This is a genomic window from Lentzea sp. NBRC 105346, assembly GCF_030269605.1.
Taxonomy (GTDB): domain Bacteria; phylum Actinomycetota; class Actinomycetes; order Mycobacteriales; family Pseudonocardiaceae; genus Lentzea.
The window spans coordinates 898358-911404 of the sequence record NZ_BSTQ01000001.1; the positions used below are offsets into that span (position 1 = coordinate 898358).

Annotated in this window: 11 protein-coding genes; 7 read left to right on the forward strand and 4 right to left on the reverse strand. The window is 68.2% G+C overall.

Annotated elements, in window-relative coordinates:
- Positions 1-51 precede the first annotated feature (51 nt).
- Together QSK35_RS03370 and QSK35_RS03375 are read left to right on the forward strand one after the other, a co-directional pair.
- A complete protein-coding gene (locus QSK35_RS03370; protein WP_285742086.1) occupies positions 52-1605 on the forward strand; it encodes a tryptophan halogenase family protein in 1554 nt (517 codons plus the stop codon).
- Positions 1605-2090: a flavin reductase family protein gene (locus tag QSK35_RS03375; protein ID WP_285742474.1), complete on the forward strand. Its 486-nt coding sequence runs from the start codon at positions 1605-1607 to the stop codon at positions 2088-2090. Before QSK35_RS03370 ends, QSK35_RS03375 begins: the two co-directional genes overlap by 1 nt.
- Here QSK35_RS03375 and QSK35_RS03380 read toward each other — a convergent pair.
- Positions 2071-3306: a cytochrome P450 gene (locus QSK35_RS03380; protein WP_285742088.1), complete on the reverse strand. Its 1236-nt coding sequence runs from the start codon at positions 3304-3306 to the stop codon at positions 2071-2073. The genes QSK35_RS03375 and QSK35_RS03380 overlap by 20 nt on opposite strands.
- Positions 3307-3451: 145 nt before the next feature.
- Between QSK35_RS03380 and QSK35_RS03385 the strand changes: the two genes are divergently transcribed.
- The 3 genes from QSK35_RS03385 to QSK35_RS03395 all read left to right on the forward strand — a co-directional run bounded on the left by QSK35_RS03385 (position 3452) and on the right by QSK35_RS03395 (position 8835).
- Positions 3452-4675, forward strand: coding sequence for a cytochrome P450 (locus QSK35_RS03385; RefSeq protein WP_285742090.1), 1224 nt, complete (start codon positions 3452-3454; stop codon positions 4673-4675).
- Positions 4675-5886, forward strand: coding sequence for a cytochrome P450 (locus QSK35_RS03390; RefSeq protein ID WP_285742092.1), 1212 nt, complete (start codon positions 4675-4677; stop codon positions 5884-5886). Before QSK35_RS03385 ends, QSK35_RS03390 begins: the two co-directional genes overlap by 1 nt.
- A gap of 147 nt (positions 5887-6033) precedes the next feature.
- Positions 6034-8835, forward strand: coding sequence for a right-handed parallel beta-helix repeat-containing protein (locus QSK35_RS03395; protein ID WP_285742094.1), 2802 nt, complete (start codon positions 6034-6036; stop codon positions 8833-8835).
- Here the strand turns inward: QSK35_RS03395 and QSK35_RS03400 are convergent.
- Both QSK35_RS03400 and QSK35_RS03405 read right to left on the reverse strand, forming a co-directional pair.
- Entirely contained in the window at positions 8832-9437 is a 606-nt protein-coding gene (locus QSK35_RS03400; RefSeq protein WP_285742096.1) for a GNAT family N-acetyltransferase, read from the reverse strand. The two genes, QSK35_RS03395 and QSK35_RS03400, sit on opposite strands and share 4 nt — an antisense overlap.
- Positions 9434-9586, reverse strand: a complete 153-nt coding sequence (locus tag QSK35_RS03405; RefSeq protein WP_285742097.1) for a hypothetical protein — start codon at positions 9584-9586, stop codon at positions 9434-9436. The genes QSK35_RS03400 and QSK35_RS03405 overlap by 4 nt, the downstream gene beginning before the upstream one ends.
- A 54-nt stretch (positions 9587-9640) precedes the next feature.
- On the opposite strand from QSK35_RS03405, the gene QSK35_RS03410 reads away from it, so the two are divergent.
- Positions 9641-10588 (forward strand): helix-turn-helix transcriptional regulator, encoded by a 948-nt coding sequence (locus QSK35_RS03410; protein ID WP_285742099.1) that lies wholly within the window; start codon positions 9641-9643, stop codon positions 10586-10588.
- On the opposite strand, the gene QSK35_RS03415 is transcribed toward QSK35_RS03410, so the two are convergent.
- Positions 10551-11738: a cation:proton antiporter gene (locus tag QSK35_RS03415; protein WP_285742101.1), complete on the reverse strand. Its 1188-nt coding sequence runs from the start codon at positions 11736-11738 to the stop codon at positions 10551-10553. The genes QSK35_RS03410 and QSK35_RS03415 overlap by 38 nt on opposite strands.
- 117 nt (positions 11739-11855) lie before the next feature.
- Here QSK35_RS03415 and QSK35_RS03420 point away from each other — a divergent pair, with 117 nt between their 5' ends.
- Entirely contained in the window at positions 11856-13037 is a 1182-nt protein-coding gene (locus tag QSK35_RS03420) for a cytochrome P450 (RefSeq protein ID WP_285742103.1), read from the forward strand.
- Positions 13038-13047 lie beyond the last annotated feature (10 nt).

Here is a 13047-nt window from a genome sequence, read left to right on the forward strand (position 1 = left end):
TTGCGGAATAACCTTCCCGCGACCGGACCACCGGATCGGTGTGGAGGCGAGATGCTCAGGAACGTCGTGGTCGTGGGTGGCGGTACGGCCGGGTGGATGACGGCGTCGTATCTGCGCGCCGCCTTCGGGGACCAGATTTCCGTTACCGTTGTCGAATCTAGTAAAATCCCCACTATCGGCGTCGGCGAAGCCACGTTCTCGACAGTGCGTCACTTCTTCGACTATCTGGGCCTGGACGAACGCGACTGGATGCCGGAATGCAGTGCGTCCTACAAGCTCGCGATCCGGTTCGAGAACTGGCGTGAGCCCGGCGGCCATTTCTATCACCCTTTTGAAAGGTTGCGGGTCGTCGACGGGTTCTCCCTGACCGACTGGTGGCTGCACACCTCGGGCACGGGGCGGTTCGACCAGGACTGCTTCCTGATCTCGTCGCTGTGCGACAACCACCGCTCGCCGCGCTACCTCGACGGGCGCCTGTTCGAGCAGGACTTCCAGGAGAGCGAAGCGCCGTCGTACCGCACGACGCTGGCCGACCAGGGCACGCAGTTCCCGTACGCGTACCACTTCGACGCGGCGCTGCTCGCGGGGTACCTGACGAAGTACGGTACCGACCGGGGCGTGAAGCACGTGCTCGACGACGTCCTCGACGTGGCGCTCGACGAGCGCGGCTGGATCAGCCACGTGGTCACGCGCGACCACGGCGACGTGCACGGCGACCTGTTCATCGACTGCACCGGCTTCCGGTCCCTGTTGCTGGGCAAGGCGCTCGAGGAGCCGTTCCAGTCCTATCAGGACACTCTGCCGAACGACAGCGCCGTGGCGCTGCGGGTTCCCACCGACGGTGACACGCCGATGCGGCCGTGCACCACGGCCACCGCGCAGGAGGCGGGCTGGATCTGGACGATCCCGCTGTTCGGCCGGATCGGTACCGGGTACGTCTACGCGAGCGACTACGCCACGCCCGAGGAGGCCGAGCGGACGCTGCGGTCGCACGTCGGGCCGGCCGCCGAGGGCCTGGAGGCCAACCACATCAAGATGCGGATCGGCCGTTCGCGCGACTCGTGGGTGCGCAACTGCGTCGCGATCGGCCTCGCCAGCGGGTTCGTCGAGCCGCTCGAGTCGACCGGCATCTTCTTCATCCAGAACGCGATCGAGCAACTGGTCAAGCACTTCCCCGCCGCCGGCTGGGACGAGCGCCTGACCAGGTCGTACAACCGGCAGATCGCGGGCGTCATGGACGGCGTGCGCGAGTTCCTGGTGCTGCACTACTACGCGGCCGCGCGGGCCGACACCCAGTACTGGCGAGACACCAAGACCCGTCCGCTGCCCGACGGTCTGGCCGAGCGCATGGAGCTGTGGCGGGCCGGTCTGCCGGACACCGGCACGATCTGGCCGCACTACCACGGGTTCGAGCCGTACTCCTACAGCGCGATGCTGCTGGGACTCGGCGGTTTCGCCGTGCAGGCGCCGCCCGCGCTGCGGTACATCGACGACACCGCGGCCCGCAAGGAGTTCCAGCTCGTGCGGGACCAGGCGCGGGATCTGACCGAACGCCTGCCGTCCCTGCGGGACTATCTCGGCTCGCTGAACAAGGTGGCGCCGTGATGACCACCGCGGCGGTGACCGACTCGTTCCGCTCGCTGATGGCGAGCTTCCCCACGGGCGTCGCCGTCGTGACGGCGTTCGACGGAAGCTCGCCGCGCGGCATGACCGTGTCGTCGTTGTGCAGCGCGACCTTGACGCCGCCGACGTTGCTGGTGTGCCTGCGCGCGGAGAGCCCGACGCTGAGCGCGGTGCTGTGCGGCGGCGTGTTCTCGGTGAACCTGTTGCACGCCAACGCACAGCCGGTCGCGGAGCTGTTCGCGTCCGGCGACCCGGACCGGTTCAAGCGGGTCGGCTGGATCTCCGGCGCCGGCGGTCCGCACCTCGTGGACGACGCGCACATGGTGGCGGACTGCAAGATCAGCAAAACGTCACTGGTGGGCGACCACGTCGTGGTCTTCGGCGAGGTCATGACGATCACCTCGCCGGCGGACCACGACGTGCCGCTGCTCTACGGACTGCGCCGGTTCAGTTCCTGGCAGGCGTGATCGTGACGTCGAGGCGGTCGAACCCGTGCAGGAAGTTCGACCGCTTCCGGCGGATCTCCCCGGCCAGTTCGAACTCCTGCACCAACGGGAGCATCAGCTCCAGCACGACCTGGATCTCCATCCGCGCGAGCTTGGCGCCCACGCAGTAGTGCGGGCCGCCGCCGAAACCGACGTGCGCGTTGGGGTTCGGCCAGCGTTCGATCACGAACCGGTCGGGGTCCGGGTAGATCGTCTCGTCGCGGTCGCACGACGGCAGCCACACGACGACCTTGTCGCCGGCTTTCACCTCGGCCTCGCCGATGGTGACGTCCTCAGTGGCCGTGCGCATGACATGCATCGGCGGTGAGGTCCAGCGCAGGATCTCGTCAATGGCCGCGTCGATCAGCTCGCTGTCCTTGCGCAACTGCTGCCACGTCTCCGGGAACCGCGTGAACGCGAGGATCGCGCCGGCGATGGCGTGCGGCGTGGTCTCCAGGCCGCCGTTCATCAGGCCGTCGCAGTTGAAGAGGATCTCCTCCTCGGTGAGCTTCTCGCCGCCCACCTCGGCGTGCGCGAGCGTGGAGACGATGTCGTTGCCGGGGTTGGTCCGGCGGTGCTCCAGCAGTTCACCGAAGTACGAGAAGATCTCCGAGTGCGCCTCGACGCGCGCGACCATCCCGTCGCGGGTGTCGTCGGAGTCGTTGAACGCCGCGTCGGTCAGGCGCGACAACCGGTTCCAGTCGCTCTTCGGCACACCCATCAGCTGGCAGAGGATCCAGCTGGGGATCTTCGCGGCGAGCTCCTGCACGGCGTCGAACGGCGTGCCGCGCGCGATCAGCCGGTCGAGGTGGGCGCGCAGCTTGCTTTCCAGCTCGGGGCGCATGTTCGCGACCGCCTGCGTGGTGAACCACGACGCCTGGATCCCGCGCAGCCTGCGGTGCTTGCTGCCGTCCGCGACCACCAGCATCTTGCCGGCGGCCCGCCGCACGGCGACCGCGTTGCCGCCCAGGCGCATGCCCTGTTCGGAGATGAACACCTTGGGCTGCTTGAGAACCTGCATGCCGGGCTCGTAGGCGGTGATCGACCAGAAGTCCCCCGCCTCGGAGGACGCCCAGGCGACGGGATGTTTGGCCCGTGCCTCGCGCCAGACCTCGAAGTGGCGTTCCGTGGTGTAGAACTCCGGTGCGGCGAGGTCGATGCCGGGTCCGCCCGCGGTCCATGCTGGTGTCCTGGTCACCCTGCCATTCACTCACAATCGCCCTGCCTGAGTGCGCTGTCGCATTTCCATCGAGCCCCCACTCCGCAGTAATTCAATTTGATACGCCGTGGACACGCGGGCACCCCGCTGGCAGAGTCGCGGTTCGACGAAAAGGAGCGGGTAGATGCCGTCTGTCGACATTCTTTCCGACAAGCCACCGTCCGCCGTCGATGGCGGTGCCCAGCTGGTGGAGTGGCTGCGGGCCCAGCGAGAGCGCCACGCGGTCAGCTTCAGCGAAGAGTTCGGCATGTACCACGTATTCCGGTACGCCGAGGTTAAAGAGGTCCTTTCCGATCCGCACACCTATTCGTCCGACATGATCACCGGTCTGATCCCGGACGAGGAGCAGAAGAAGGTCGGCCTTTTCTTCGAGCACCACCTCGGCAAGAAGGATCCGCCGTCGCATCGCATCATGCGGGGCCTGTTCAACCAGGCGTTCACGCCGCGCATGGTCGCGCAGCTCGAGGACCGCGTCACCGAGATGACCAGCGGCCTGCTCGACGACGCGGGCACCGGCGAGGTCGACCTCGTCGTGAAGCTCAGCTACCGGCTGCCGGTCACGATCATCGCGGAGATCCTCGGCATCCCGCCGGCCGACGAGAACACCTTCATGCGCTGGGCCGACGCTCTCCTTGCCGTGACCGGGCAGGAGGAGGGTTTCCCCGAGGACCACGTCCCGGACGTCGCGGACGCGCTGAGCCATCCGTTGATGGAGATCCAGAACTACCTGATCGAGCACTGCGCCGACCGCCGGGAACGGCCGGGCGACGACCTGATCAGCCGCCTCGGCCAGTCCGAAATGGATGGTCACCGGCTGAGCAACGACGAGGTCACCGCGCTGGCGATGAACCTGCTGGTGTCCGGGTACTTCACCGCGACCATGCTGATCGGCAACTGCCTGTTGTTCCTGTGCGAGAACCCTTCGGTGCAGGCGCAGCTGCGCGCCGACCCGAGCGGACTGCCCGCGCACATCGACGAGATCCTGCGGCTGCGCCCGTCGCTGACGCGCAACCCGCGCCGCATCATGGCGGACACCACGCTGGGCGGTGTCGACCTGAAGGCGGGCGCGCCGCTGGTCGTGTGGATGGCGGCGGCCAACCGTGACCCGCTGGTGTTCGACGACCCGGACACGTTCAACCCGCTGCGCGACCCGAACCCGCACCTGTCGTTCGGCCACGGCAGCCGCTTCTGCCTCGGCGCCAACCTGGCGCGGCTGGAGGCGAAGGTCGCGCTGGAGCAGCTGTTCGCGCGCTACCGGCCGTTGACGATGGTGCCCGGCAGCGCCCGGTTCCACGACAACTCCGACACGTTCGGGCTGCGCAGCCTGACGCTGAACCTGGAGCGCTGATGTCGATCACCGAACTCCCCGTGCAGCCGCCGTCGGGTCCCGAGCAGGTCGCGTGGCTGCGGGAGAACATGGCCGCGGACGGCGTGCAGCACGTCGAGGAACTGCACCTGTGGAACGTGTTCACGCACGCCGAGGCGAAGCAGGTCCTCAACGACACCGTCACGTTCTCGTCCGACCTGCTGTCCGTGCAGATGCCCGAGCACCTGCGCAAGAAGCTCGGCCTGATCGCCGAGCACAACCTGGCGCGCAAGGACCCGCCCGAGCACCGCGGCGCGCGCAACCTGTTCCAGCAGGCGTTCACCGCGCGCATGGTCACGCGCCTGGAGCCGCGCATCCGCGAGATGACCGACGAGCTGCTCGACGAGGCGGGAACCGGTCGCGTCGACGTCGTCGACAAGCTCACCTATCCGTTGCCCATCACCGTGATCGCCGAGCTGCTCGGCATCCCGACCGCGGATCGCGACACGTTCCGCTGGTGGGTCGACACGATGATCGGCGCGAGCGAGTCCGACGAGGAGTTCGCCGCCTCACCGGAGGCGATGGAAGCGGCCATCGACAAGATGACCGGCACGGTGAAGAAGGTCGAGGCCTACCTGCTCGATCACACCCTCCAGCGCCGCGAGGCTCCGCTCGACGACCTGATCAGCCGCCTCACGCAGGCGTCCGTCGACGGCGTGCGGCTGTCCGACGACGAGGTCGTGGGGCTCGCGGGCATGATGCTGGTCGCCGGGCACCTCACGTCGACCATGCTGCTCGGCAACTGCCTGCATTACCTGGCGACGCATCAGGACGTGCAGGCTCGGCTGCGGGCGGACCGGTCCCTCATCGGGTCCGCGATCGAGGAGATCCTGCGGATGAGCCCGTCCGTGACGCGCATGCCGCGCATCACGACGGCGGACGTTTCCCTTGGGGGCAAGACGATCCCGGTCAACTCGATCGTGATGGTGTGGGCGGCGTCGGCCAACCGCGACCCGGCCGTGTTCGCCGAGCCGGACCGGTTCATCGCCGACCGGGATCCCAACCCGCACCTGGGTTTCGGGCACGGCATCCACTTCTGCCTGGGCGCCTCCCTGGCACGGCTGACGACCCGCGTCGCCCTGGAGGCGGTGTTCGACCGCTACCCGTCGTTCACGGCGGAGGCCGGCGGGGTGGAGTTCCACGACAACCCCAACATGGTCGGCCTGAAGAAGCTCGTCGTCACCACGTCCTGAATTTGATTTGTCGGCGGAAAAGCTTTTCATCTCCCTATTTCAGGGATATGAATAAATTGACAGGTTCCAAGACAATGGGCTACAACTGAAACACCGCCGCCCCGCACCGAAGGGCACTCGATGTTGCGGGCGTTCATTGTCTTGAGCATGTTCACCACCCTGACGATCACGGCGCTACCTGCACAGTCCGCGCAGGTAGCGCCACAGTCCGACCGGCGTCCGCCGATTGCCGGTCTCTACGACTGGAGCAAGGCGGGATATCGCGGAACCGGTGTCCTGCCAGGTTCGAACGACATCAACCCCAACCAGAACTGCCAGATCACCGCGGCCGAGCTCGCGAGTCAGCACAATGTCAAGCCGAATGACGGAATTGACGACTCGCCGGGTTTGCAGGCCGCGATCGACGCGATCCGGACGTCGTGCTCGCCCGGCGCCAGCTACACGAAGCTCAGCCTCATCACCCTGCCCGCCGGGGAACTGAAGGTGACCCGCGAGCTGCACGTCGACGCCGACTACCTGGTCATTCGCGGCGCCGGTGCGGCCACGCGGATCGGGTACGAGCCGGACGCGAACACCCTGTACGACACGTTGACCGAGGACGGGTCGGACTGGGACGAGGACGGCATGACGTCCGGCAGCGGCAAGGGCGGCTGGCTCTGGCCGGGCCGCGGACTCTTCCGCGTCCAGTCGCGCGGTGTCCACTCCAGCTACGCGAGCGACTACCGCGGTGCGCCGGCGAACCGCAAGGACATCTTCGAGGGCACGGTCAACGTGCACTGGAAGTCGGGCGTCAAGCTGCGCGCCAAGCCCGGTGACACGGGGTTCGCCGCGCGCACCGGGGACCGCGTGATCCACCTGGCCGCCAACGGCACGTTCACGGCCGGGTCGCTGGTCAACATCCGGGCGGCGAACACGCAGAAGTTCTATGCCCAGCAGCAGGCGCTCGGCACGCAGTATCCGTTGCTGAACATGCACATGCGCCAGCAGATCTTCACGGTCAGCGCGGTCGACACCAGGAACAAGACGATCACCGTGGACAAGCCGCTGGAGTTCGACGTGCCGGTGTCGTCCATATCGGACGGTTCACCACCGATCGACGGCGCCACGTACGACTCGAAGGCGGCGCCACTGGTCGACCCGGTGGTCGGCGTCGGGTTCGAGAACCTGAGCTTCACGCAGCTGATGCCCGGCCTCGACCCGGCCGAGGCCACCCATAACTACGGCAATATCGCGCCGAAGGCCGAGATGCACGGCATCGTCTTCAAGTGGGCGGCGAACTCGTGGGTGCGCGGCGTGCACGCCTCCATGACCGGTTCGCATCCGATCGTCACCGAGGAGGCGAAGAACCTCCAGATCGTGGACAACGTGCTCGACGGGTCGTGGAACAAGGGCAAGGGCGGCAACGGTTACTTCCGCGGCTCGCGCGTGTGGGACTCGCTGTACGAGGGCAACACGTCGCGCAACCTGCGCCACTTCACGTTCCAGTGGTCGGCGTCGGGCAACGTGGTGCGGGGCAACGACTTCGACTCCGACCTCAACCTGCACGGCGGCTGGGAGCGCAACAACCTGTTCGAACGCAACACCGTGCGCGTCCCGTACGACCACCGGTCCGGCAGCTGCCGCGCGAACTGCGGTGAGGAGGGCGGCGGCGGTCCGGACGACTCGACGTGGTTCCCGATCTGGTGGGGCGCGGGCAAGAAGGCGGTCAAGTGGTCCGGCGCCACCGGGCCGCGCAACGTGTTCTTCAACAACGCGATGACCAAGCAGGTCACGCCGAACGGCCCCTACGTCGAGTACTACCCGGACCGGCACCGGATCTACCAGTTCGGCTGGACCGGCAGCGCGTACCAGCACCTGGACTTCGCCGGCACGCCGATCACCGACTGGGCGCACAACGAGCAGCGCGACTACACCGGCGGGCACGGCGTGGACGCGACGAGGACCGATCCGGCGGACTCCTTGTTCCTCAATGATGCCAACGCGACTGAAGTGTCCAATTCGGACCAACTGAAGGCGGCGCTGGCGAACGCGACTCCCGGCACGACGATCAAGCTCGCGCCCGGCACGTACCGCGGGGCGTTCGCCACGCAACGCGCCGGGACGGCTGCGAAGCCGATCACCCTGACCGGCCCGCCGGCCGCCGTGCTGATCAACGACGGCCCGTCCGGCGAGCCGCCGCAATGCCCGGTGCCGACCGCGGGCTGGGACTCGGGTTACGGCCTGTGGCTGTTCGGCGCGCCGTACTGGAACCTGACCGGGTTCACCGTGGCGGAGTCCAAGAAGGGCATCGTGCTGGACAACTCGCCGCACGTCACGATCGACGGGGTGACCGTGCATCACGTCGATGAGGAGGCGGTGCACTTCCGGCGGTCGTCGAGTGACGCTGTCATCAGGAACTCGCGCATCACCGACACCGGGCTGGTGCAACCGAGCTACGGCGAGGGTGTGTACATCGGGTCCGCGAACTCCAACTGGTCGTGTCACGGCAACACCGGTGGCGCCGACCGGTCCGACCGGGTGCAGGTCGTCGGCAACACGTTCGGGCCTCGCGTCGCGGCCGAGCACATCGACGTCAAGGAGGGCACGTCGCAGGGCGTGATCCGCGGCAATACGTTCCACGGCCAGGGAATCGCGGGCCAGAACTCGGCGGACTCGTGGATCGACGTGAAGGGCAGCGGTTACCTGATCGAGGACAACACGGGCGACTTCAGCAGTCCCGGTGTGTTCGCCAACGGGTACGAGACGCACAATCCCGGCACCTCGCCGTCGTTCCCCAACGGATGCGGCAACACGTGGCGCGGCAACAAGTCCGACCTCGGCGGCGTCGGTCAGTACGCGATCTACGTGTCGTCCGCGTCGAAGTGCGCCGCGAACCCGAACGTCGTGTTCGCGTCGAACACCGTGACGCGGGCCAAGAAGGGCCTGACGAACGTCAAGGTCACCCCTTAGCGCCCGAACTCGACCCGCATCACCACGCGGCGTTTCGTGGGGTGGGCGACCTCGGTGAACCCGGCCTCCTCGAACACCTGGCGGGCACCGACGTGCAGCTCACCCCACGTGATCTCCTTGCCCGGCTCGGTGATCATCGCGTACGCCTCCAGCGCGCGGGCGCCGCGTTCTCGGGCGTACGCGACCGTCGCCTCGGCCAGGTGGTAGGTGAGGCCCCGGCCGCGGTAGCCCTTGCGGACCGCGAAGCACGTGACCGCCCAGACGCCCGCGTCCTGTTTGTCCTCGTTGCGGCCGCGCCACGGGACGGGCGAGCTCCCGTGCAGCAGCTTCGGGTAGGCGGTACGGGGTTCCACCGCCACCCAGCCGGCGGGTTCATCGTCCACATAGGCCACCAGCCCGCTGGTGACCGGTGATCTCTCGTCACCGCACCGGGTCTGCGCCTGGAGTGCGGCGATCCGCTGCTCGTGCGTGGTGTCGCGCCACACCCAGCCGGTGACCTTGAACCGCTGGCACCGGCACCGGCCGGGGTAGTCGGCCAGGCCGAAGATCGCGTCGAGGTCGTCGGCCGACGCCTCGTTGGCGGGCACGATCCTGATGTTCACCGCGTACGTTCCTGTTCCCTCTCCCGCAGCATGTCGGAGTGCCGGTCCGCCGGGTCGTTGCCGAGCGGGCACAGTCCGGTCAGATGGTGCAGCATGCCCAGTCCGACCGCGTCGAAACTCTCGTGTTTCGTGATCGTGTTGTCGGTCATGACCGCAGGTTAGGATGCATTCCGGACGTTCTACTTCCGGATTGGAGCTCCGCTGTGAGACCGGACGCGAGCCCCACCGCCCGTGCCCTGCTGACGCTCGAACTGATGCAGGGCAGTCCGGGCATCACCGCGGAGCGGCTGGCGGAGAAACTCGGCGTCACCGACCGTGCCGCGCGCCGCTACGTCGGCATCCTGCGCGAGGCGGGCATCCCGGTCGAGTCCGCGCGCGGGCCGCTCGGCGGCTACCGGCTGGGCCGCGGGCTGCGGCTGCTCACGTTCAGCGCGGCCGAGGCGCTCGGTCTGGTGATGGCGGTGCTCGACGGCCACCACGCGGCGGCCGACCCGACCGGGCCGGTCGGCAGCGCGCTCGGCAAGATCGTGCGAGCCCTGCCCAGTGCGGTGGCGGCGCAGGCTGAGGCGGTGCGCCGGACCGCGGCCCCCGCGCCCGACCGCAGTGCGGCGCGGCCGGATCCCGCGACGACGTCCGCGCTCGTGCAGGCGTGCGCGGAACGCCACAAGGTGCGCATCGGGTACCGCTCGGAGGCCGGTTCCGAGTGGGACGCCGAGGTCGAGCCGTGGGCGGTCGTCGTGCGGCATGGCCGGTGGTATCTGCTGTGCTGGTCGTGCAAGTCCTCGGCGCGGCGGGCGTATCGGGTGGACCGGGTGCGCTCGGTGGAGCCGCTGTCCACCACGTTCGTGCCGCCTCAGTTCGACCCGGTCACCGAGCTCGAGGAACACCTGGCGGTCGGCTGGGAGTACGACATCGAGGTCGTGATCGAGGCACCGCTCGACCTCGCGGCGCGCTGTCTGCCGCGCACCCTCGGCCGGCTGGAACCGATCGACGCCGCGACCACCCGGTTGACCGGCAGCACCAGCAATCCCGTCTGGTACGCCGAGGAGCTCGCCAGGCTGCCCGCGCCGTTCCGGGTCGTGGGGTGCCCGGAACTGCGGGAGGCCGTGCGGGCTATCGGGCGGCGGCTGCTGGCTGCCGCTGCGGACTGACCCGTTCGACCAGCCCGAGCAGCGGCCCGGTCAGCAGCGTCGTGATCACGGCGACCACGACCAGTTCCGAGTACAGGGTCTGCGAGATCAACCCGCTGCGCAGCCCGATGTCCAGCGCCACCAGCTGCATCAGACCCCTCGCGTTCATCAGCACCCCGACCTGCACGGCCGCCCGCCACCCCTCCCCCGTCATCCGGGTGGCCAGGGTGCCCGCGATCACCTTGCCCGCCACGGCGACGACGAGGAACGCGCCGGTCACCGCGAGCTGCCGGGGATCGGCCAGCACGCGCAGGTCGACGCTGAGCCCGGTGTAGACGAAGTAGAACGGCAGCAGCAGGACGACGCTGACCCGTTTGAGCTCCTGCATCGCCTCCGACGCCGGGAACACCAGCCCCATCGCGAACGCGCCGATCACCAGGTGCAGGCCGAGCACGTCGGTGACGGCCGCGGCGCCGAACACGAGGGCGGCGACCACGGAGAGCCCCGCCGGTGTGCGGATGCGCCGCAGCAGTGGCCGGACGACGAACACGAGCACCAGCGCGAACACCGCGAGGCCGGCCAGGGTGGCGAGCGGGCCGTGCCCGTTGCCGACGCCGACTGCCATGAGCAGGGCCAGAAGTAGCCACGCGAGCACGTCGTCGACGAGCCCGGCGGCCAGTGCGATCGACGCGACCTTGCTGCCCCGCAGCCCGCGTTCCTCGATGATCCGCGCCAGCACGGGCAACGCCGTGATCGCCAGGACGAGGCCGATGAAGATCGCCGTGATCCGGTTCTCGACGCCGACGAGCACGGCCGTGCCGAACCCGAGGAACAGCGGCAGCACGATGCCCGGAATGGAGACGACCGCCGAGTTGACCAGCAGCCGTTTGCTCAACGTCTTCGAGAAATCCATGCCCACAAGGAACATGTAGAGGCAGACCCCGAGCTGTCCCAGAATGGCGAGCACCGGCCGGACGTCCGGCGCGACGAACGTGTGACTGGCCGCGGGCAGCAGCGTGCCGAGCAGCGACGGGCCGAGCGCGATGCCGGCGCACATCTCGGCGACCACGACGGGTTGCCGCAGCCGCGTGAACACCATGCTGAGGATCCGGCACACCAGCAGCACGGCGGCCAGCGCCAGGAACAACCGGGCCAGGGGGGTCAGATCCATGTTCGCACCTTTCGCCTTGCCCACTGTCCGGCACAAGTGCCCAAAGGAGCACCACAGCCCGTCCATCGCGCGGTAATCGCGGGTCTTTCCGCTCCCCGGTCTCGCTAGCCTGGGTCAATGGCCGATGTTGACACCAAGCCACCGTCCGGTTTGGACGGTGGGGTGGAGCTGCGACGCTGGTTGGACGCCCACCGCTCGCGTGGCGCGATGCTGTTCGCCGAGGAGTTCGGCATGTGGCACGTCTTCCGCCACGCCGAGGCGAAGAAGGTGCTGTCGGACCCGGCGACGTTCTCGAACGACACCCTCATCGGCGACAGCCCGGAGATGGACGTCATCCGCGGGCTGTTGCAGTACGACATCGGCATGATGGACCCGCCGAAGCACCGCACCATGCGGAGCTTCGTCAACCAGGCGTTCACGCCCAGGGTGACCGCGCAGCTCGAACCGCAGATCGCCGCGATCACCTCGCGGTTGCTCTCCTCCACCGGCCCGGATCTGGTGGCCGGCCTCACCGACCCGTTGCCGGTCACCGTGATCGCTTCGCTGCTCGGTGTGCCCGACCAGGACATGTTGCACAGCCTGGTGGACGCACTGTTCTCCGGTGGCACGACCGAGGAGCGCATGTCCCTGTCACCTTCGGAACAGGTCGCCTTGCTGACGTATGTCAAGGGCAAGGTCGACGAGACGCACTCTTACCTGGTCTCGTTGTGCCGCTCGCGGCGGAAGTCACCCGCGCCGGGCCTGTTGAACTCGCTGATCGAGTCCGAAGTGGACGGTGTTCGGCTGTCCGACGACGAGATCGCCGGGTTCGCCCGCGCGTTGCTGGTCGCCGGGCACGTCACCACGAAACTGTTGCTGGGGAACTGTCTGCTGTACCTGGGTTCACATCCCTCGATTCAGGCCGATCTACGCGCCGATCCGTCGGGTATTCCGGCCGCGGTCGAGGAGATCTTCCGGCTGCGGCCGCCGCTCGTGCGGGTGCAGCGTCTCGCGCGGTCCGATGTCTCGTTCGAGGGTGTGACGATCTCCAAGGACCAGTCGGTCAGCGTGTGGATCGCCGCGGCCAACCGCGATCCGCTCGTGTTCTCCGCGCCGGACGAGTACCGGCCGGGTCGCTCCGCCGGGCACCTGGGGTTCGGGCACGGCATTCACTTCTGTGTGGGGGCGCCGCTCACCCGTCTGGAGACCAGGGTGGCGTTGCGGGCGGTGCTGGAGCGGTTCCCCTCCTACACCGTGGATTCCGTGGAGTTCCACGACTACTCGGAACTGATCGGGCCCGGCCGGCTCGTGATCGCCTGACCGGGCTGCG